This is a genomic window from Kribbella soli (assembly GCF_004331345.1).
Lineage (GTDB): Bacteria > Actinomycetota > Actinomycetes > Propionibacteriales > Kribbellaceae > Kribbella > Kribbella soli.
The window spans coordinates 814,704-833,312 of sequence record NZ_SJJZ01000002.1 but is presented as its reverse complement, the minus strand read 5'-3'; the positions used below and the strand labels follow the sequence as shown (position 1 = coordinate 833,312).

At 68.7% G+C, this 18,609-nt stretch carries 16 protein-coding genes; 3 read left to right on the top strand and 13 right to left on the bottom strand.

Annotated features, from left to right (window positions below; translation table 11 throughout):
- The first annotated feature begins 33 nt into the window (after positions 1–33).
- Complete coding sequence (locus tag E0H45_RS18185) at positions 34–1,044, top strand: matrixin family metalloprotease (protein ID WP_131338760.1); 1,011 nt, start codon at positions 34–36, stop codon at positions 1,042–1,044.
- On the opposite strand, the gene E0H45_RS18180 is transcribed toward E0H45_RS18185, so the two are convergent.
- The 6 genes from E0H45_RS18180 to ddaH are packed head-to-tail and all read right to left on the bottom strand — an operon-like array spanning position 1,029 to position 6,340.
- The gene (locus E0H45_RS18180) at positions 1,029–2,297 is read right to left on the bottom strand and encodes an amino acid permease (RefSeq protein ID WP_131338758.1); all 1,269 of its coding nucleotides are present in this window, start codon (positions 2,295–2,297) and stop codon (positions 1,029–1,031) included. The genes E0H45_RS18185 and E0H45_RS18180 overlap by 16 nt on opposite strands.
- Positions 2,298–2,315: 18 nt before the next feature.
- Positions 2,316–3,323 carry an asparagine synthetase A gene (locus E0H45_RS18175; RefSeq protein ID WP_131338756.1) on the bottom strand — a complete coding sequence of 336 codons (1,008 nt, stop codon included), beginning with the start codon at positions 3,321–3,323 and terminating at the stop codon, positions 2,316–2,318.
- Complete coding sequence (locus E0H45_RS18170; RefSeq protein ID WP_131338754.1) at positions 3,268–4,623, bottom strand: methylaspartate mutase; 1,356 nt, start codon at positions 4,621–4,623, stop codon at positions 3,268–3,270. The genes E0H45_RS18175 and E0H45_RS18170 overlap by 56 nt, the downstream gene beginning before the upstream one ends.
- Entirely contained in the window at positions 4,620–5,072 is a 453-nt protein-coding gene (locus E0H45_RS18165; protein ID WP_131338752.1) for a cobalamin B12-binding domain-containing protein, read from the bottom strand. The genes E0H45_RS18170 and E0H45_RS18165 overlap by 4 nt, the downstream gene beginning before the upstream one ends.
- A gap of 45 nt (positions 5,073–5,117) precedes the next feature.
- Complete coding sequence (locus tag E0H45_RS18160; RefSeq protein WP_131338750.1) at positions 5,118–5,459, bottom strand: avidin-fold protein; 342 nt, start codon at positions 5,457–5,459, stop codon at positions 5,118–5,120.
- Complete coding sequence (gene ddaH, locus E0H45_RS18155; RefSeq protein WP_131338748.1) at positions 5,456–6,340, bottom strand: dimethylargininase; 885 nt, start codon at positions 6,338–6,340, stop codon at positions 5,456–5,458. The genes E0H45_RS18160 and ddaH overlap by 4 nt, the downstream gene beginning before the upstream one ends.
- A 110-nt stretch (positions 6,341–6,450) precedes the next feature.
- Between ddaH and E0H45_RS18150 the strand changes: the two genes are divergently transcribed.
- Positions 6,451–7,881: a hypothetical protein gene (locus E0H45_RS18150; protein ID WP_238155074.1), complete on the top strand. Its 1,431-nt coding sequence runs from the start codon at positions 6,451–6,453 to the stop codon at positions 7,879–7,881.
- 48 nt (positions 7,882–7,929) lie between these two features.
- Here the strand turns inward: E0H45_RS18150 and E0H45_RS18145 are convergent, their stop codons facing one another.
- Positions 7,930–9,231: an MFS transporter gene (locus E0H45_RS18145; protein WP_238155073.1), complete on the bottom strand. Its 1,302-nt coding sequence runs from the start codon at positions 9,229–9,231 to the stop codon at positions 7,930–7,932.
- Between the two features lie 191 nt (positions 9,232–9,422).
- Here E0H45_RS18145 and E0H45_RS18140 point away from each other — a divergent pair, with 191 nt between their 5' ends.
- Positions 9,423–10,667, top strand: coding sequence for a cytochrome P450 family protein (locus E0H45_RS18140; protein ID WP_165546503.1), 1,245 nt, complete (start codon positions 9,423–9,425; stop codon positions 10,665–10,667).
- A 58-nt stretch (positions 10,668–10,725) separates the two neighbouring features.
- On the opposite strand, the gene E0H45_RS18135 is transcribed toward E0H45_RS18140, so the two are convergent.
- From E0H45_RS18135 to E0H45_RS18110, 6 genes are read right to left on the bottom strand one after another with little or no spacing between them, the layout of a single operon-like run.
- The gene (locus E0H45_RS18135; RefSeq protein WP_131338744.1) at positions 10,726–12,516 is read right to left on the bottom strand and encodes an ABC transporter substrate-binding protein; all 1,791 of its coding nucleotides are present in this window, start codon (positions 12,514–12,516) and stop codon (positions 10,726–10,728) included.
- 25 nt (positions 12,517–12,541) lie between these two features.
- A complete protein-coding gene (locus E0H45_RS18130) occupies positions 12,542–13,798 on the bottom strand; it encodes an ATP-grasp domain-containing protein (protein WP_131338742.1) in 1,257 nt (418 codons plus the stop codon).
- 6 nt (positions 13,799–13,804) lie between these two features.
- Positions 13,805–14,938: an FAD-dependent oxidoreductase gene (locus E0H45_RS18125; protein ID WP_131338740.1), complete on the bottom strand. Its 1,134-nt coding sequence runs from the start codon at positions 14,936–14,938 to the stop codon at positions 13,805–13,807.
- Between the two features lie 6 nt (positions 14,939–14,944).
- The gene (locus tag E0H45_RS18120) at positions 14,945–16,585 is read right to left on the bottom strand and encodes a class I tRNA ligase family protein (RefSeq protein WP_131338738.1); all 1,641 of its coding nucleotides are present in this window, start codon (positions 16,583–16,585) and stop codon (positions 14,945–14,947) included.
- Positions 16,582–17,058, bottom strand: coding sequence for a cupin domain-containing protein (locus E0H45_RS18115; RefSeq protein ID WP_131338736.1), 477 nt, complete (start codon positions 17,056–17,058; stop codon positions 16,582–16,584). Before E0H45_RS18115 ends, E0H45_RS18120 begins: the two co-directional genes overlap by 4 nt.
- Before the next feature lie 2 nt (positions 17,059–17,060).
- A complete protein-coding gene (locus E0H45_RS18110) occupies positions 17,061–18,584 on the bottom strand; it encodes a PqqD family protein (RefSeq protein WP_131338735.1) in 1,524 nt (507 codons plus the stop codon).
- Positions 18,585–18,609 lie beyond the last annotated feature (25 nt).

Below are 18,609 nucleotides of genomic sequence, written 5' to 3'. Positions count from 1 at the left end.
TAGGAGCGATTGCCGGTTCAAGGGGGGACCACCATGAAATCCACGCGTGCAGTCACGATCTTGATCAGCCTGACGCTCGGCGTCGGTTCGATCCCGCAGCCGGCCGCCGCCGTCGCGACCGATCCATGCGGCTTGCCACGAGGTGTGCTGAGGGTGAGCGACCTGGCGTCGCGCACCGCGATCGAGTGCGGCGCCGTCGGCCGATTCGTCGACGCCGGGGACGGTGTACCGCTCCAGGTGCAACAGCCGGGTAGCAGCGTCACCCTGGACATGCTGTACCCGAACGAGGCACGGACCTACAGCCTGACCACTGACGCCGGAGGGGTGGTGACGACCGGCGTGCAGGTTGTGCGGGACCGGTTCCCGGATCTGCCCGGTCCGGGAGCGTGCGAGCGAGACAGCTACCTCCTCCGCCCGTACAAGTGGTACCGGCCATGGCTGTTCCGAACCACCAAGGGAACGGCCCTCACCAACGGCAGTCAGGCCGACTTCGACGCGGCCGCCCGCAGGTCCACGGCCAATATGACCAGGGGCCGCAACACCTGCGGGATGCGAGGCGATACTGCCGCGTCCGGCGGCCTGGTCGGCCACACCGCCGTACGCGGCAACTTCGTCTACGCCGACGGCCAGACGACGTGCGGTAACTCCGACGGCCACAACGTGATCGACGCTGGCGACCTGCCCGGCGGCTTCCTCGACGCGACGCTGGCCTGGACCTGCACCTGGGCCGAGACCCGCCACGGCGTGACACAGGCCGTCTCGGCCGACATCCGGATGAACAGCGGCGACTACAAGTGGACCTACGACCCGTCCCGCGATGCCGCGTGCGACCCGGCGCAGCCACCGGATCCGGACCGGTGGCGGTACGACGTGGAGTCCGTTCTGACCCACGAGATGGGCCACGTCTACGGGCTCGTCAACCTGAGTGCGGCCGAGGACATCAACCTGACGATGTACCCCGGCGTACGACGCTGCACCGCGCACATGCGCACCTTGGGCCGTGGCGATGTACTCGGCCTGCGGGCGCTCTACGGACGTCGCTGAACCCGTGGGCGCGACAGCTTCAGGTAGAGCAGCGCCGCCACGCTGACGAGCGCCGGCCAGAGCAGGTAGACCCCGGCCATCAGGAGCAGGACCACGACGGCTCCCTGCGCGACGAGCGCGGCGAGACGCGCGCGGCTGCGTCGCGGCAGCAACTTGACTGCCGCGGCGACGCCGACGGCGTACACGGTCACGAACAGCCCAGTGGTGAGCAGGACCAGCGACTGCGGCTCGAGTCCTGCCACCACCACGATCACGGCAGTCACCATCGACAGCACGCTCAGCACGGCGAGACTGCGGCGTGGGACCACGCCCGCAGAGCTGCCACGGGACAGCCAGGCGGGCAGAGCGCCGTCGCGGGCCAGGGCGGCGCCGAGCTTGGACGCGCCCGCGTAGTACGCGTTCATCGCACCGAAGGTGAGGAGGAGGGCGGCCGCCGCGGCCAGCACCCGGGCGTTACCGCCAAGGCCGATCGCTAGTAGATCGCCGAGTGGCGCGTCGGTGTCGGCGGCCCGCGGGCCCAGCACCGTGATGGTGGCGAAGGCGACACTGAGGTAGATCACGCCGACCACGATCACCGCGATCGCAGTTGCCCGCGGTACGTCGCGGGCCGGGTGGCGGAACTCGGCGGTGAGGTAGGTGACCGTTTCCCAGCCGACGAAGCTCCAGACCAGGAGCGCGGCGGCAGGGCCGATCGCCTGCCAACCGTGCGGTGCGAAAGGCTGCAGGTTGGACAGGTCGGCGTGCGGCAGCGAGAGCGCGACCGCGAGGCCCAGGAAGAGCGTCAGCAGCCCGGCGAGGCCGATCTGGACCCGTCCGGTCACCTCGATACCGAAGGCGTTGGCAGCCGGCACGACCGCCAGGAGCGCCAGCATGGTTGCGAAGACGACGCCCCGTCCGCCGCCCAGCGCTGCTTCGACGTACCCACCTGCCCACAGTGCGGCGGCGGGACCGCCGACCGGGACGGAAAGGTAGAAGCACCAGCCGACGATCGCCGCTGCCCGCTCGCCGAAGGCCAGTCGCGCGTACGTCGCGATGCCACCCGAATCCGGATAGCGCGCACCGAGCGCGGCGAAGGTGGCTGCCAGCGGAGCGGATACCACTGCCAGGCCCAACCAGGCCAGCAACGACGCGGGGCCTGCCACCTCGGCGGCGAGTGCCGGCAGCGCGATGACACCCGTCGCCAGTACGGCTCCGATGTACAACGCCGTACCTTGCGCGAGACTCAGCCGACCGGTTTCTGTCACGTGCGACATCTTCGCTGGAACCGGCGCTCAGGGCGAAGCGATGCCGGGCACCTTCGGGAACGCGCTGGCCTGCCAGACCGAGTCCAGCCCGGCGACGTACCGGGTGAACCGCTCGAGGCCGAGGCCGAAACCGGCGCTCGGCGGTACGCCGTCCTTCAGCATCTGCAGGTACCACGCGTACTTCGCGGGGTTCTCCGCCGTCTCCCGCATCCGCGAGATGATCGTGGCGTAGTCCTGCTCGCGCTCGCTGCCGCTGCACAGCTCGCCGTACCCCTCGGCGGCGATCAGATCGAAGTTCCGCAGCATGCCCGGCCGGTCCTTGTCCTCCCGGTCGTAGAAGCCGCGCGATCCCTTCGGGTAGTCGGTGACGAAGAACGGTCTGCTCGCCTTCGCCGACAACTTCGCCTCGCCCACCCAGTCGAGCTCGGCATCCGGGTTCTGGTCGTGACCCGTCGCCCGCAGGTCGGCGACCGCGTCGGCGTGCGTCCGGCGCCCGAACGGCGTACCGATCAACTCGGCGAACCCGGAGGTGTCCCGGCCGAGGGCCTCGAACTCGTGGGGGAGTTCCGCGACCACCTGCTGTACGACGTGACGGACGAGATCCTCCGCGATCGCCATGGCGTCGTCCCGGGACGCGTCCGCGATCTCGATATCGATCTGGTGGAACTCGGCCAGGTGCCTGCTCGTCGACGCGGTCTCGAGCGGTTCCAGCCGGATGTTCGGCGCGATGAAGAAGATCTTGTCGAACGAGGTCAGCGCGGCCTGCTTGTAGAGGATCGCGCTCGTCATCAGTTTGTAGCGGTGCCCGTAGTAGTCCACGTCGACCTGCTTGGCCCCGCGCGCGCCTGGGTCGGTGACCGGGCCGATCACCGGCGGCAGCAACTCGATGAACCCGCGGGCGCCGAGAAGCTCGCGGGCCGCGGTGAGCATCCGGTGCTGGATCCTGAGGACCGACCGGGTGACGGGTGAGGTGAGGTGCTCACGCGGACTGGCGGGCAGCCGGGCTTCGGTTTCCGGGATCCGGGTCTCGGTCATCTGTGCTCCCTGATGAGTGGTCCGATACGGCGTGAAACTCCTGCTCGAGGCTCGCGTTGTCGAAGGTCCGTTCCACGTACGACAGCGAGGCCAGCAGCCCGGCCGCCGTCAGCTTCGCGGAGTCGGTCGGGCCGACCACACCGCGGATCGGCAACGACCCGATCGACAACCACTGCAGCCGGCCGGTGCTGTCGAGGTAGCTGCGGGCCCGGCCGGCGTTGTCCGGATGCAGGCAGTACGGCACGTCGAGGTAGCCGCGCCGGAACGCGGTGGCCAGTGCCGCGCCGAGATCCGGACCGAGGTCGAGCACCGCCTCGATCAAGGCGCTGGCCTCGGCGTGGATGCCGGTGTCGACGGCATCGCCGGCGATCGTGAGGCACCCTTCGGCGGCCAGCGCCGCGGTCTCGAGGGCGGCGATGTTCTCGGCGAACGTGGGAATTCGGTAGCCCTCGGCAACCGTCTTCACGATCAGCCGGGCCGCGCCGGCCCGGACCGCCAGCCGGGCCGCTTCCTCCAGGAGCCCGGCGGCACCGGCAGGCGTCCGCGGATACACACCCATGTAGGTGTAGACGACGATGTGCCAGTCGACGTCCGGCAACCAGTGCGTGGCCAGCCGGCGCAACGCCAGCAGCGCTTCCGTGTCCTGATCCGAGTTGGTCTGCTGTGCGTAGCTCAAAGAGACGCTGCGGATTCCGTGCTGCCGGAAGAACAGGCACTCGAGCACGCTCAACGCGACCAGGAGGCCGGGCGGGCAGAGCTGACCCATCATGCAGCCGCCGAAGCTTTCGACGTGCGGTTCGGCCCCGGTCGATCTGAGCTCCGCCAGCAGGTCACAGCTGCGGGCCCAGTTCGGGATCGAGTCCTCCAGCGGCATCCGGCTGTAGGGCAGGCAGTAGGAGACCGGCCCGCCCTCGGTCGCGTGCAGTCCGGCCTGGATCAGCGCGGCCACGATCGGCTCGGGGCAGGGCGAACCGTGCCGGATCTGCACGGGGAAGTCAGGCCCGGCGACACCGTCCAGCACCGATCGGGTGACGGCCGGGTCGTGCGCGACGATGGGGTACCCGTTGAGCTCGATTCCGGCCGCGAGCGCGGCGCGCGCGTTCGCGTTGTCACCCATCCGGGTGTAGCTGTCGAGCGTGATCGTGCCGACCGCGGTCGCCGCCGCTTTCCGGGTGGCCAGGAGCCCGGCGCGCATCGCGGCGGGATCGCTGACACCCATCCGCGGTTGCACCACGAGCTTGCCCGATCGGTGCGCCCGGGCGACGAAGTCACCGAACGAGCCGGTATCCGGGACGCTCACGAAGCCTGGCCGATGGCGAGCCTGCCGACGTACGACTGGAAGGCGGTGAGGCCGGTGCCGTCCTCGAAGACCGCGCCGTACCCTGCCGCTGTCAGTTGGGCCCGGCTGCGGTCGCAGCCCGGCCCGGCGATCCCGAGCTTCCCGCCGATCACCATCGGAGTGCCGGCCAGTTCCGCGTGGCTCCGTACCTGACGGATCAGCCGCAGGCCGTCGTGGAAGCCGTGACCGTTGACACTGCTGACCACGACGAGATCCGGCCGCAGCCGCAGACACTCGGAGACCATCAGCTCGTCCGGAACGCAGGCGCCGAGGTTGTGCACCTGATGGCCGAGCTCCTCGAGAACCAGTTGCAGGACGACCAGATTCCAGGTGTGCGAGTCCGACGACACGCTGGTCAGCACCACGGACAAGCCGTCGGCGCTGACCTCCTTGCCCGCGGCGTGATTCATGACAAGCAGAGCGCGGATCGACGATGGTCTGATACATCCGGCCGATCAGCCGGAGGCGATCTCATCGAGCTCGGACACGCCGGTAGCGGCCTGCGGACCGTACCGCTCCCAGCGTTCGTGCAACCGGATCCGGCCGTCTGGCAGGAACTCAGGTGTGCTCTCGCAGTGCCCTGCGACCACTGCGCCGTCGGCGAGCACCATGCTGTAGCTGAACTCCAGTGTGTCGTCCGGCCGGCATACGCCGGTGAGCGCACCACGCCGGACGCGACCACCGCTGAAGTCGGCCCACAGCAGGTCGCCGCGCTGCCGGTACGACGCGACGGTGACGTCATGGCTTTCCGAGTGGTGTCCGGCGGGGGAGAACCTCCTGCCGTCGTAGTCGATCATCGGCCACCTGCCGGGCCGTGCAGCTCCAACGTGCAGCACTTCACCCCGCCACCGGCCCGCAGGAGTTCGGAGACATCCATGCCGATCGGGACGAAGCCCGCCTCCCGCAGCTTCGCGACCAGGTTGGTGGAACCCGCCGGCATCAGGACATGCAGGCCGTCGGAGACCGCGTTCAGGGCGAACACACCGGCGTCTTCGGCGGTTGCGATGATCGCGGACGGGAAGAGTTCGCGCAGGATCGCCTGACTCCCCGGGGTGAAGGCGCCCGGGTAGTACATGACGGTCTCGTCGTCCAGCACGGCCAGTGCGGTGTCCAGGTGGTAGTACCGGTCGTCGACGAGGGTCAGGCCGATCACCGGGCGGTCGAAGTACAGCTCACTCTCGAGGTGCGCCCGGCGGTCGGTGCGGAACCCGCTGCCGGCCAGCAACCAGGACCCGGCGGTCAGGTAGTCGCCTTCGCCCTCGTTCGCCGTCGAGGCCTGCTGGACGTGCAGACCGCGACTGGCGAACCATTCCAGGTACGACGCCGACTCCGCGTCCCGCTCGACGTGGCGGAAACGGGCGACGAGCGCACGGTCGCCCCAGACGGTGGCGCCGTTCGCGGCGAACACCATGTCCGGCAACCCGGGCACCGGTGGGATCACGTCCACGGTGTGCCCGAGGTCGACCAGCTGGTCGTGGATCCGCTGCCACTGCGCCGCCGCGATCGGCTGATCGGTCGGCTTGGCGGGATTCATCCACGGGTTGATCGAGTAGGTGACGTCGAAGTGGGTGGGCGGGCACATCAGGTACCGGCGGTGAGTGCTCCGCCGGATCGCGGCGTCGGACGGTACGTCGGCGGTGGCGTTGGTCGGCGTACCGACCTCGGAGATGAGTTCCATGCCGACAAGAGCGCGCGGGAGTCGCGATCAGATACTCGCGCCGGCCGGTGTATTTCCGGGCGACCGTGCCGGGCTCTGTCCGAGCAGGAGCGCTCTGTTCCGTCTTGCCCATGGAGGTCCCGAATATGCTGACCGGCCTGAGCCGAGCTGAACTCACTGCCCAGTACCTGGACGAGATCAAGCGCCGCGGGATCTCCGCCGCCGAACTCGTCAGCACCCACCCCGAGTCGATCGGATTGCAGTCGGTGTACGGCGGCCGGTACCTGGCGCGGCCGCTGTTCCTCGGCGCCGACGAGTGTGATCAGCTCGCGAACGACATCCTGACCATGCACGCTGCCCTGACCAGCCTGCCCGACAAGTTGTACGGCGGTGACCTGGCGGCGTTCGCCCGTTCGGTCGGAATGACCGACGTACAGGTCTCGGCCGTGCTGCGCAGCCGCGGCGCGACGGTGACGAAGCAGAGCCGCGCCGACCTGTACCTGGACGAGAACGGGTTCAAGCTGCTCGAGTTCAACATGGGCAGCGCGCTCGGCGGCATCGACCAGTCCGACATGGCCCGGGCCCTCCTGGATCAGCCGATCCTGGCGGAGTTCGCGCAGACGCACCGCCTGGCCTACGTGGACACGATGCGCGAACAGGTCAACAACATGTTCGTCGAAAGCGGGTTCTCGCACGGCTCCCGGCCGGTGCTGGCCACCGTCGACTGGCCGAGCAGCTACGAGACCCTCGAGCCGTACATGCGGCACTTCGCGACGCGCCTGCAGGACATGGGAATCGACGCCCACGTCGGCCACATCGGGCAGCTCGAGGTCCGCGACGGCGGCGTCTGGCTCGGCGACGTGAAGGTCGACATCATCCAGCGCCTCTTCATGCTGGAGGATCTGCTCGAGCACTCGGACGCGTCGGCGATGATGGACCCGATCCTGGATGCCGCCGCCCGCGGCGAGGTGAAGATCTTCACTCCGCTGGACGCCGAGATGTTCGCCAGCAAAGGAGCTCTCGCGGTGCTGTCCGACGAGGCCAACCGGCAGTACTTCGATCAGCAGACGCTGACCAGCCTCGACCGGATCCTGCCCTGGACCCGGATGGTGCGATCTGGGCCAGTGACGCTGGAGGACGGCAAGCAGGTCGAGTTGCTCGACTACGTGCTCGGTCATCAGGCAGAACTGGTCCTCAAGCCGACCTCGCGGCACAGCGGGGAAGGGGTGCTGCTGGGCTGGCGTGCCGACACCGACGGAGAGCTGTGGGAGGAGCGGGTCCGGGAGGCACTCGACGGCCCGTGGGTCGTCCAGCGCCGGATCCGGCCGGTGCCGGAGCTGTTCCCGATGCAGGACGGCGACCCGGCGCCGTGGATCGTGAACTGGGGCGTCTACACCGTCGTGAACGGGTTCGGCGGTGTGTATGCGCGGGCCATGTCTGTCGAGTCCGACGTCGAGGTGGTCCGGCTGGACGCCGGCGCGTCGGTCGGCTGCTGCCTGCATGCCCTGCCGGAGGACTCGGACGTCGAGCCGGGATCCGCGCTTCCGGTCCGCAAGAACTGAGAAAGGGGGCCGGTGCGACTGCACCGGCCCCCTTCAAAACGCGGATCCTCAGGTCGCCGCTTCGGGGTTGGCGCCCGGCGCCGCCTCAGCCTCAGAAGTCGCCGCATCGGCCGGCGCCTCGTCTGGCCGGCGCATTCCGATCCGGGCGCAGACGGCGGAGAGGACGGCCACTCCCGCCGCCCACAGCCAGAAGGTCTGGCCGATCTGTTCCCAGAGCCAGACGCCGACCGCCGGACCGACCGCGTTTCCGAGACCGAACACGCTCAGCATGGCGCCGGAGTACCGGCCCCGCAGATGCGGTGGCGCGACCATGCCCGGGTAGGCGAACGTGGTGGGTGCGCCGATGATCTCCGACATCGTCCAGATCAGCGTGCCGATGATCAGCAGCACCGGGACCAGTGCGATCGCGTAGACCCCGTAGCCGACCGCGACCAGACCGAATCCTGCGATCGCGGTCAGGCGTAGTGGCCAGGTCTGCACGTACTTGGTCGCCGGGACCTCGCAGACCGCGACGACGATGGCGTTCGCCGAGACGATCAGGCTGTACCACCACAGGCTGAGGCCGTCGTTCACGATCGCGAGCGGCAGCACCGCGATGTACTGGCAGTAGACGATCGTCACCAGGAACACGGCGGCCAGGTAGAAGTCGTACCGCCAGTCCGCCAGCACCGCACGGTAGCCCTGCTTCGGCTCCGCGGCCTTGGCCGCGCTCGCGGCCTCGTCCGGTGCGGCCTTCCCGGGCAGGAACTTCCAGGCGATCGCGCTGTAGACCACGGCGGCGAACGCCTCGGCCCAGAACAGCAGGTTGTACGAGACCGACACCAGCGCGACGCCGACGATCGGAGTGACCGCGGTGCCCAGGTTGATGGCCAGCCGGTACATCGCCATCGTCATCACGAGCTGACCCGGCTTGGTCAGCTCGGCCAGCATCGCCTGCGCGGCCGGCCGGTTCAGCTGGCTGACGGTGCTGACCGTGATGATCGCCAGCAGGATCACCCAGTACACGTTGATGTAGAGGATGGAGACGATCAGCGCGGCCGAGCCGAGCATGCTGATCAACGTCGCCGCCCGGGCACTCAGCCGGTCGGTCAGCCAGCCGCCGACGAACGCCCCCAGCACATGGCCGGCGCCGTAGATGCCGAGCGCGAAACCTGCCTGGCCGGCCGAGAACCCGCGGTGCGTCATGAACAGCACCAGGAAGATCTGCAGGAAGGCGCCCAGCCGGTTGACGAAAACTCCGAACAGCAGCGCCTTCGACGTGATCGACGTCTGGCGCCAGGTAGCGATGGCACCCAGGCCTTCGCCTGGCCGCTCGGCCGAACCCGGTTCGCGGTCGACTTCTTCGCTCATCAGCCCTCCACCCCTCTGTGCGTTCGACCCTGCACGTTATCGGTTGGAGCGCCGTACGGACAGCCCTCAAAGGCAACAAAACAAGGCGTATCAGGGCAGGCCCGCGGGCGCCTCTGATGAATGACGGCGACGCGTAGCGGAAGCGTACGTGCGCCCCTGTCGACATGCCTGCAGCCAGGAGGATCGGATCTATGACAACCGAAATGACGGAGGCCCTCCCGCGGATTCCGGACGACTTCATGCAGAGGCCGTACGAGATCCTCGAGCCCTACCGCAAAGCCGGCCGGGTGCATCACGTGGTCTTCCCGCACGGCGCCGACGTCTGGCTGGTGACCCGGTACGCCGACGTACGCGCACTGCTGCAGGACCCCCGGGTGAGCAAGGACGGCACGCGGATGAACGAGATGTTCGCCCGCCACACCGGTACCTACGTCGAGGACGAAAAGCCCGACGTCGGCTTCGATGACGAGCTGTCGCAGCACATGCTGAACAGCGACCCGCCCCGGCACACGCGGCTGCGTTCGCTGGTGAGCAAGGCGTTCACCCTGCGCCGAATGGATGAGTTCCGGCCGCGGATCGAGCAGTTGGTCGACGATTACCTGACCAAGCTCGAGGGCCGCGACGACATCGACCTGGTCACCGAGTACGCCCAGCCGCTGCCGATCAATCTCATCTGCGACGTGCTCGGCATCCCGTTCGAGGACCGCGAGCGGTTCCAGCAGTGGGCGGTCGAGCTGGTCGGCGCCGGGCACCCGCCGGAGGTGGTCGAGACCGCCTCGAAGAATGTGCTCGCGTACGGGCACCAGATCATCGCGATGAAGCGCAAGAACCCGGCCGACGACATGGTCAGCGCGATGATCGAGGGGAACCCGAACGGCGACCGGCTGACCGACGACGAACTCGTCGCGATGATCTTCCTCTACACGGTGGCCGGTCACATCACCTCCCAGCACACGCTGTCGAACGGCATCCTCAGCCTGCTCACCAACCCTGAGGCGATGGCGCGGCTGCGGTCCGACCTGTCGATCATGCCGCAGGCGATCGACGAGCTGATGCGGTACGACGGCGGCGTCGGAGTGGCCACGTTCCGGTTCACGGCGGAGGACATCGAGATCGGCGACGTCGTCGTACCGAAGAACAACATCCTGGCGCTGTCGATCCTGTCCGCGCACCGCGACGACGAACAGTTTCCGAACGCGAACACGCTCGACCTCGACCGCCGTCCGAACGGTGTTCTCGGGTTCGGCCACGGCCCGCACTTCTGCATCGGGCAGCCGCTGGCCAAGATGCAGACGGACATCGCGCTGACCCGGCTGATCGAACGCTTCCCGGACCTGCGGATGACCGCCGACCCGAGCTTCCTGGAGTGGGAGCCCAGCACCCTGCTGCGGGGCATGCACCACCTGCCGGCCTCGACCGTTCCGCCGAAGTCCTGACCTTCACCGAACAGAACACTGCCCCGGCCGGATCGGCCGGGGCAGTGTTCTTGTCAGGTCACTTCTCGACGTAGTACCAGTCCTCGGGGTTGATCAGGCCGTACGGGTTGACCGGCTCGACGCCGCGCAGGTTCTTCGCGACCTCGAACATCCGGTTCGGGAAGCCCGGCGACCAGATGGTCGGCACCTGCTCGGCGATGTAGTCCTGGTACTCGTACATCGCCTCCGGGTCGTCGCTGTGCACCGTCCGATCGATCAGTTCGTCGGCCTTCGGGTCGCTGTAGTCCCCGAAGTTGCTGCCGCCACCAGTGCGGAACAGCATCTCGCCGGTCAGGTGACCGTAGAAGGACCAGCCACCGTTCCAGGTGTTGATCTCCCACAGCCGTTTGCTCGCGACACCGGGGCTGTGATCCTCGGCCACCATCACCGACCCGTACACCGGCTCCAGCTTCAGCTCGATACCGGCCTTGGCGGCGTCCTCCCGGTACATCTCCAGCAGCCTGGTCAGCGCGATCTTGCCCTCGACGTACCGGATCGTGAACGAGAGCCGGTCACCGATGTCGACACCCTCACCGGCGCAGCCGGCCACCTCACCCGGCTGAACGCAGCCGGCCGGCAAAGTGCTGGTGTCCCAGCCGTGCGCCTCGAGCAGGTCGCGGGCGGCGTCGACGTCGAACGGCATCGGGTCCTTGCGCTGCTTCGGCGACACGTGCGGGTTGGCCGGCGACGGCGGCACCGGCCCGTCCATCCGGTACGCGTTGCCGTGGTAGATCTCCCGGATCGCGCGGTCCTGGTCCAGGCACATCTGCAGCGCCTGCCGGACGTAGGTGTGCTTGTAGATCCGTGCCGCCGTGGAGTCGTTGTCGAAGTTGAACGGCATGTAGCGCACCACGAACACGTCCTGCGGCACCAGCCGGTACGAGTCCGCGAGCGGATCCTCGCCGTCGTCGGTGAGGCCCATCCCGAACGGCAGATACCCGATCTGGATCCCGTCCGGCGCGTCCGGTCCGGCCTGCAGGCGCTCGTACATCAGCTCGTCGGTGTCGTTCTGCACCTGCCGGAACTCGTCCAGGTGCGGCTTGTTCGGGCCGGAGTACTTGTCGTTCGGGACGAAGGTGACGACGCCGTCGACGGTGTAGCTCTTCAGCCGCCACGGGCCGTTGACGACGCTCCACACCGGGCTCTCGGCCCAGCCGCCACGGAAGTGATTCGCCTCCATCGTCCACTCGCCGTTCTGCGACACCAGATAGTCGTAGACGGCGGGGATGTCGGCCACGTCGTACGACGCCTGCGCCGGGCCGCTCGCCGTCCGGTCCCAGGCCTTCGGCATCGGGGTGATCAGCGACAGCTGGTTCATCTCCACCCAGGTCCTGGAGTACACCTGGTCGAAGGTGAACCGGACCTTGTCCTCGGCAACCTTCTCGTACGACGCCAGGTTGTCCGGGAAGTACCCGGGGACGTAGTAGCCGAGCCGGTCGCCCTTGACCGCCATCATGTGCACCCAGAACATCACGTTGTCGGCGCAGATCGGCTCACCGTTGGACCACTGCCACGGCTTCAGCGTGACGGTGACGCTCAGCCCGTCCTCGCTCCACTCCGGCGGATAGGCCAGGCTCAGCTCGGGGTTCACCTCCGGCCTGCCCTCGCGGCCGAGCCAGTAGAGCGGGCGGAACATCAGCACCTGGAACTCGTACAGGTTGCGGATGCCGATCCGTTCCCGCGGCGTGAACGGGAAGATGGCGGCCGGCGGAAAGCCGGGGTTGCAGGCCCAGGTGACGGTGCCACCCTCGATCGGCCGGCCGGCCTCGGACGGCTGGTCGGACTGCTGTTCGGACAACACGGTGGACATCCGGGTCACCTCTCGTCGGGTTGGGTCAGGCGCGGGTAGCTGCCGTCAGGCGTACGTCGATCTGCCCGGCGAACTCGTACGCCGTCCGGATCGCCTCGTCGAACGTCGACCCGCTGGTACAGAGGAAGCCGAGGATGTTGTTGCCGTCCGGCGGGCGGCGGATCACGTCGCCGGGCTTGGCCGTGATCTTCAGGAAGAACACCCGGTCGGACCCGGCCACCGCGGGCGGCACGGTGATCTGTTCGACCCGGCCGGGCCCGCCGATCAGGCAGGTACCGGCCAGATGCACGCCGGTCGGCCGGTAGTGGTGCACGTCGGGCTTCGTTCCGGCGGCGACGGCCATCGTGGCGCGGATCGGGCAGTAGCCGGCGCTCAGCCGGGCGAAGTAGTCCAGCCCGCCGCCGCCGGGGCGGACGGCGATCTCCAGCAGGTGCGGCCGGCCTTGGTGGAAACGGACCTCGGCGTGCATCACGCTGCGCCGCAGACCTTGCGCGTGGGCGGCCGTCGCCACGACCTCGTGGACAGCGGCCAGCTCTCCGGCGTCGAGGGTCGTCGGCGCCCGGTGGGCGTCGTCGTCGAACGTGCTGCCCTCGACCGTGATCCGGTCCACGATCGAGCCGAGGTACACCTCGTCGTCCCAGGCGAGCGCCTCGATCTGCAGTTCCCGGCCGTCCAGGAAGGACTCGACCAGCAGTCCGTTCGGGCCGAGGTCGATTCCGTCGGCCTCCATCTGGAACCAGGACATCGCCGCCATCCCCTCGAGCGCCTGCGGGAACCGGGACCGCAGCTCGTCAGGGTCGTCGATCCTGAACACGAAGTTGCTCGCGGCACCTAAAGTCGGCTTGAGGATGATCGGGTAGCCGAACTCGTCCGCGGCCGCGAGCGCGGCGGTGACGTCGGCTGCGAGCCGGAAGCGGGGGACCGGTGCGCCACCGCGCAACTGGGCCTCGCGCATCAGCAGCTTGTTCCGGCTGATCCGCGCGGCGTCCAGGCCGACTCCGGGCAGGCCGAGGGCGTCGGCCACCGCGGCAACCGTGAGTACGCCGGACTCCGAGAAGGTGAGCACGCCGTCGAACCGCTCGTGCGCATGCCACGCGCGGGCGGTCGCGATGATGTCGTCGATGTGCCTGGAGCCGGCGATCCGGTACTGCGCGTCCGGCCAGTAACCGGGTTCACCGAGCCCGTTGAGAACGAACAGAGTGCCGCCGAACTCCTCGATCTGGCGGTAGCGGGACTGGTAGTAGCGGGCGTTCTGGACGGCTTCGAGGGCAAGTAGCTTCACGGTTCTCTACTCCTTCCCGGCCGCGGCGAGGAATCGCGGCCGGTCGACCGAGTCCAGGCCGGTCGGGCGCGGGGTCGCGCCGACAGCGCGATCGGCAATCGCGCGGGCGATCTGCGGTGCGAACTTGAAGGACATTCCGCCGCACGCGGCGTACGCCCAGACCGCGCCCGCGCCGTACGACGCCAGTAGCGGCCCGCCACGGGTCCGCTCGGACAGGTAGAAGCCGTCGAAGCAGTTGACCACCGCCGCCGGATCGAAGCCCGGGAGCACCCCGGTGAAAACGCTGATGAGGTGTTCGCGCCAGCGATCGGGGGTGACCGGGTCGGTCATCGCTGCGGCCGGCCGGCAGGCGCTGGCCGCGCTCAGCCGCAACGAAGCGTCCGAATGCGCCGGCGCCGACATCAACCAGGCGTCGCCTGCCGGACCGAGCCCGAGGACCGCAGGCATTCCGGCCGACTGCGGCCGGTACGACAGCACGCTCTGCCGGTACAACGTCAGATCGGAGGCGACGGCGGCCGGCACCAGCTCGCGGGACCATGGCCCAGCGGCCACGACCACCCGGTCGGCGGTACGAGTCGTGCTGTCAGCGAACCGGATCATTCCGCCCTGGTCATGCTGGGTCACCTCGACGACCTGCTGGTGCGGGTGCAGCCGAACCTGCGGCTGGCTGCCGAGCCAACGCGCCACCGCGACCAGCGCCTGGTCGGCGAGGACGACGCCGGCTGTCGCCTCCAGCACGGCTCCGGACCCGGGCGGGAACCGGATCCACGGATACCGCCCGGCCAGGTCGATCTGCGAGAGTCCCCAGGCTCTCGCACCTGCCGCGGTGAGGACGGCGAGCGTCGCCGCAACGTTCTGGTCCGGCATCGCAGTGAGCGCACCGGACGGGTGATAGAACCGCGAGCCGATCAGGCTCTCGACCTCCAACCAGCCGGCGTGCGCTCGGGCTGCCGCCGACGTCAGCGCCGGTTCGCCGCGATGCAGGGCCCGGACCACCCGGAGCCGGTCGTTCGAGGTGGCCATCGGTGACGGAATCGGACCGGCGTCGACGAGCTCGACCCGGGTCACGCCGGGCGCGCGAACACACTCGACGGCGGTGAGCAGGCCGACGACGCCACCACCGACCACGGTGATGCGCATCTGGGATCACCCGACGGCCACGTCGGCCGCCAGCAACGGAGGCGCGAACGGGGTGACCTCGGTGGCGTCGAAAGCTCCGGCGACCAGGGTTCCGGACTCTGGCGAGTCGTCGAAAACGCCGGCGTCGCGGGCCGCGGCGGCCAGGTCGATGAGGATCGGCGAGGCCAGTGCGAGCAGCGCCTTGACCTCGCAGAACAGGTCGCCCCAGGCCCCGGGCTGCTCGTCGAGACCGCAGCCGTCGAGGGCCGTCGCCTGTCGTCGCAACCGGTCGATCTGGACCAGCACGGTGTCCGCCGAACGGTTCAGGTTGAACGTCGGCATCTCGTAGCCGAGGTCGAACCGCTCGAGCATCAGTGCCACGCGCTGCCGTCCCGCGTCCGAGACCGGTAGCCGACTGCTGTCGCCGCCGGCGTTCGCCACGGCTTTGGCGAGGATGCCGGCCAGCTGGTTCCACGGGCCGACCAGCCGCTCCTCGGCCATCGTGTCGAGTCCCGACCGGCTGAAGGTGGACCGCTGGTACTCCGGTGCCGTCAGCGCCAGGTACAGCCGGGCAATATCGCGCGGCACCTCCTCGAGCAGCTCCTCGGGGGTCAGCACGTGTCCCTTGCTGGTGGAGAACTTCGAGCTCTCCAGCTCGTAGAACTCGTTGTTGATGATCGACTCCGGCCAGACGTACTTGTCGCCGTGCGCCATCAGCATCGCGATGTGCGGAAGGCAGAAGTAGTAGGCGTTGTCGAAGCCGAGGAAGTGGACGATCCGCAGGTTCTCGGCCTTGCGCCACAGCTCGCCGGGCACGGTGTCGCGGCCGAGTTTCGCGGCGGCGTACGACGTGGTGAACATGCCGGCCGGGATCAGTTCGAGCCAGGCGTTCAGCACCTGCCCCGGGACCTCCGGGAACTGGGCATCGATACCCCAGTTCAGCGGGAACGTGATCGGCACGTCCTGCAACGGCCGGGACAGCAGCTCGGCGATCATCTGCCGGACGTGTGGCCGCCGGTGCGCCGCCAGCTTGTCGTGGTACGCCGTCAGTTGCGCGCGGTACTCCTCCAGCGGCAGCACCATGATGGTGGCCTCGCGGTAGGTGAGCTTGTCGTCGGGGTTGATCGTCGAATGCGGGTTGATCAGCTGGTCGAAGTTGTTCGGGTGGCAGCAGGTTTCGCACAGGCCGCCGCGGCTGCTGGTCAGGCAGACCGGGCAGTCGCCCTCGATCAGGCCCTCGACCATGAACTCGCCGGTCCGTTCCAGGTATGGCAACCGGACGGTCTTCAGCCGGAACACGCCGGCGGAGTGCAAGGCGCTGAAGTACTGCAGCACGGTGGCGCGGTAGGTCTGGTCGAACGGGCCGAACCCGTCGATCGAGATGCCGGTCGCGCTCAGCGCCGACTGGATCTTCGCGGTCGACTGCTTGCACAACTCCTCGGGCGTGATGCCCGCCCGGCCCGCCGATGCCACCACATACGTCTGGCTGTCGTCGGTTTCCGAGGTGAAGATGACGTTCCGGCCGCGGGCCCGCTGGTACCGGGCGTAGACGTCGCCGGCCAGGTACGGCCCGGCGATGTGGCCGAGGTGCATGCCGCCGTTCGGGGTCGGGTTCGGACCGAGGACGAGGACGGGACGGTTGTCGTCGGACGGCAGCAGTTGGGTCATTGGCTGGCTCCTACTCGCTCGGCGGTCTCGGCGTTCTCAACGGCCTCGGCGGCCCGGGCGTTCTCGTCGGCGTTCGCGGCGGCCTCGGCGGCGAACGTCTCGGTGTCCGATCCGGCGTACTCGGCAAGGAACCGGTGGGCCATCTCCGGGTCCCACCAGATGCTGCAGAAGACGAAGTCCTCGTCGGTGAGGTTGTGCACCCGGTGCAGCTGGCCGGGCGTGAAGTACGCGACGTCGCCGGCCCGGAAGGGCTGCCGCTCACCGCCGCACTCGACCACGCACTCCCCGGAGACGGCGACGAAGATCTCCTGCTCGTGATGCGTGTGCAGCTTGGAGACCGTCCCCGCCCGGCAGACCGCATAGCTGGTCTCGAACGGCGCGTTCAGGACCGGCCACGGCTGCAGGCGCTGGGTGTCCACGCCGTATTCGTGCAGCAGGTTGTCGCGATCCAGCCGGGAGATGTGTACGACCATGGCTACCGTCCCGAAATCTGTTCGAAGGTGTTCGGACCGTCCTTGGAGTGCCGGGTCTCGATGACTGCCTTGTGCGGATCGCCCGCCAGGATCAGGTCGATGACCGGCGTACCGCCGCCGGTGCTCTGTACGGACCGGCTGTACAGCACGCGCAACTGGCTCGGTGTGAGTCCGCTGATCCGCTCCAGTTCGGCTTCCAGCGTGGGATCTTCGGCCGGACCGGCCAGCAGGCTGTGGATGTCGCTGATCCGCACGGACAGGGCCGGGTACTCGCGATCCAGGAACTGCTGGAGCCCGGCACCCTGTCCGGCGAAGGGGGAGTAGGTCATGCAGACCAGGTGCTCCTCGGTGAGCCCGAAGGTCGTCAGCGCGTACTCCTCGGCGGCCCGCCGCATCCGGACCGGTGCGTCCGGGCCGTCGTACCGGGTACGCATGATCTCGACCAGTTCCTCCGGGATGTCCTTCTTCCGCATCAGCCCGAGCGCGAACTCGACGTACTCGCTCAGACCCTCGTCGTACGAACGCTGGAAGAGGCGCTCGGCCTTGAGGCCGCGCAGGTGCGCCATCAGCGCCGGGTTCGCGCAGTCGGACTCGGTGAAGCTGAACGCGAGGTCGTCGAACTGGAAGCCGAGGAAGCCGGTCAGCAGCTCGAAGTGGCCCCCGGCCGCGTAGTCGGTCTCGGCGTAGACGGTGAAGAACCGCAGCCGATCCGGAACATCCACGCTGACCCGGCGCTCGGTGATCGCGGCGGTCGCGTCCGGGCCGTGGATGTCGGCGAAGTACGACTGGGAGATGTCGTCGAGCCTGCCGAGGATCCGGCCGAATCCGTTCCCGTTCGCGCGCGGCCGTTCCGCGGGGGCAGTGCGCAGTTTCTGGGCCAGCCGGCCGACCCAGAAGCTGTACTGACGCTGCTCCTGCGGTGAGTCGCCGGTGATGAGTACGTCGGCGCCGTCGCCGTACGCCGCCGCCAGCCCGAAGGCGTTGAAGACGCTGAGGTTGCAGGAGTTGCAGAACGTCGGCCGTCCGTCGGCGAACGTCCGGTGACCGGTCATCAGGATGTCGAGCCGATTACGCCGTACGACGTGTTCGCGCTGCGGGGAGTCGACGTCGAACTCGCTGATCTCGTCGCCGTCCACGAGCAGCAGCTCGCAGTCCGGGTCGTCGGTGAGCCCCAGCGCCTGGTACTCGCGGTCGATGTTTTCCAGCACGGCGCGCGGCATTCCGGCGTGCCGGTTGGTCGCCACCCGCATCCGGAACGTGCGGCCGTGGACGCGGTCCAGGATCAGCTGGATCGCCCGGACGAAGGCCAGCATGTACGCGCTGTCCTTGCCGCCGCCGAAGGCCACCAGGACGAGGTTGCGCTCCAGCTCCTGCCGGTGCGGCAGCTCGTCCAGGAGCCGCCCGCTACAGCGCAGCGCTTCGGCCATCAGGCCGGGCGGCATCGCCGAACGCAGCCCGGCGAACGTCCGCTCCCGGGCCTGTGCGACACCGTCGGCCGAGGATCGATCCAGTTCGAGTGTTGTCATCCGGTTCTCCTCGCGGGCTGGCCTT

What these genes read in the sequence shown, in the direction of transcription:
- E0H45_RS18185 (WP_131338760.1), top strand. Translation starts at nt 34, where the DNA reads ATGAAATCCACGCGTGCAGTCACGATCTTGATCAGCCTGACGCTCGGC.
- E0H45_RS18180 (WP_131338758.1), bottom strand. Translation starts at nt 2,297, where the DNA reads ATGTCGCACGTGACAGAAACCGGTCGGCTGAGTCTCGCGCAAGGTACG.
- E0H45_RS18175 (WP_131338756.1), bottom strand. Translation starts at nt 3,323, where the DNA reads ATGACCGAGACCCGGATCCCGGAAACCGAAGCCCGGCTGCCCGCCAGT.
- E0H45_RS18165 (WP_131338752.1), bottom strand. Translation starts at nt 5,072, where the DNA reads ATGAATCACGCCGCGGGCAAGGAGGTCAGCGCCGACGGCTTGTCCGTG.
- E0H45_RS18160 (WP_131338750.1), bottom strand. Translation starts at nt 5,459, where the DNA reads ATGATCGACTACGACGGCAGGAGGTTCTCCCCCGCCGGACACCACTCG.
- ddaH (WP_131338748.1), bottom strand. Translation starts at nt 6,340, where the DNA reads ATGGAACTCATCTCCGAGGTCGGTACGCCGACCAACGCCACCGCCGAC.
- E0H45_RS18150 (WP_238155074.1), top strand. Translation starts at nt 6,451, where the DNA reads ATGGAGGTCCCGAATATGCTGACCGGCCTGAGCCGAGCTGAACTCACT.
- E0H45_RS18145 (WP_238155073.1), bottom strand. Translation starts at nt 9,231, where the DNA reads ATGAGCGAAGAAGTCGACCGCGAACCGGGTTCGGCCGAGCGGCCAGGC.
- E0H45_RS18140 (WP_165546503.1), top strand. Translation starts at nt 9,423, where the DNA reads ATGACAACCGAAATGACGGAGGCCCTCCCGCGGATTCCGGACGACTTC.
- E0H45_RS18135 (WP_131338744.1), bottom strand. Translation starts at nt 12,516, where the DNA reads ATGTCCACCGTGTTGTCCGAACAGCAGTCCGACCAGCCGTCCGAGGCC.
- E0H45_RS18125 (WP_131338740.1), bottom strand. Translation starts at nt 14,938, where the DNA reads ATGCGCATCACCGTGGTCGGTGGTGGCGTCGTCGGCCTGCTCACCGCC.
- E0H45_RS18120 (WP_131338738.1), bottom strand. Translation starts at nt 16,585, where the DNA reads ATGACCCAACTGCTGCCGTCCGACGACAACCGTCCCGTCCTCGTCCTC.
- E0H45_RS18115 (WP_131338736.1), bottom strand. Translation starts at nt 17,058, where the DNA reads ATGGTCGTACACATCTCCCGGCTGGATCGCGACAACCTGCTGCACGAA.
- E0H45_RS18110 (WP_131338735.1), bottom strand. Translation starts at nt 18,584, where the DNA reads ATGACAACACTCGAACTGGATCGATCCTCGGCCGACGGTGTCGCACAG.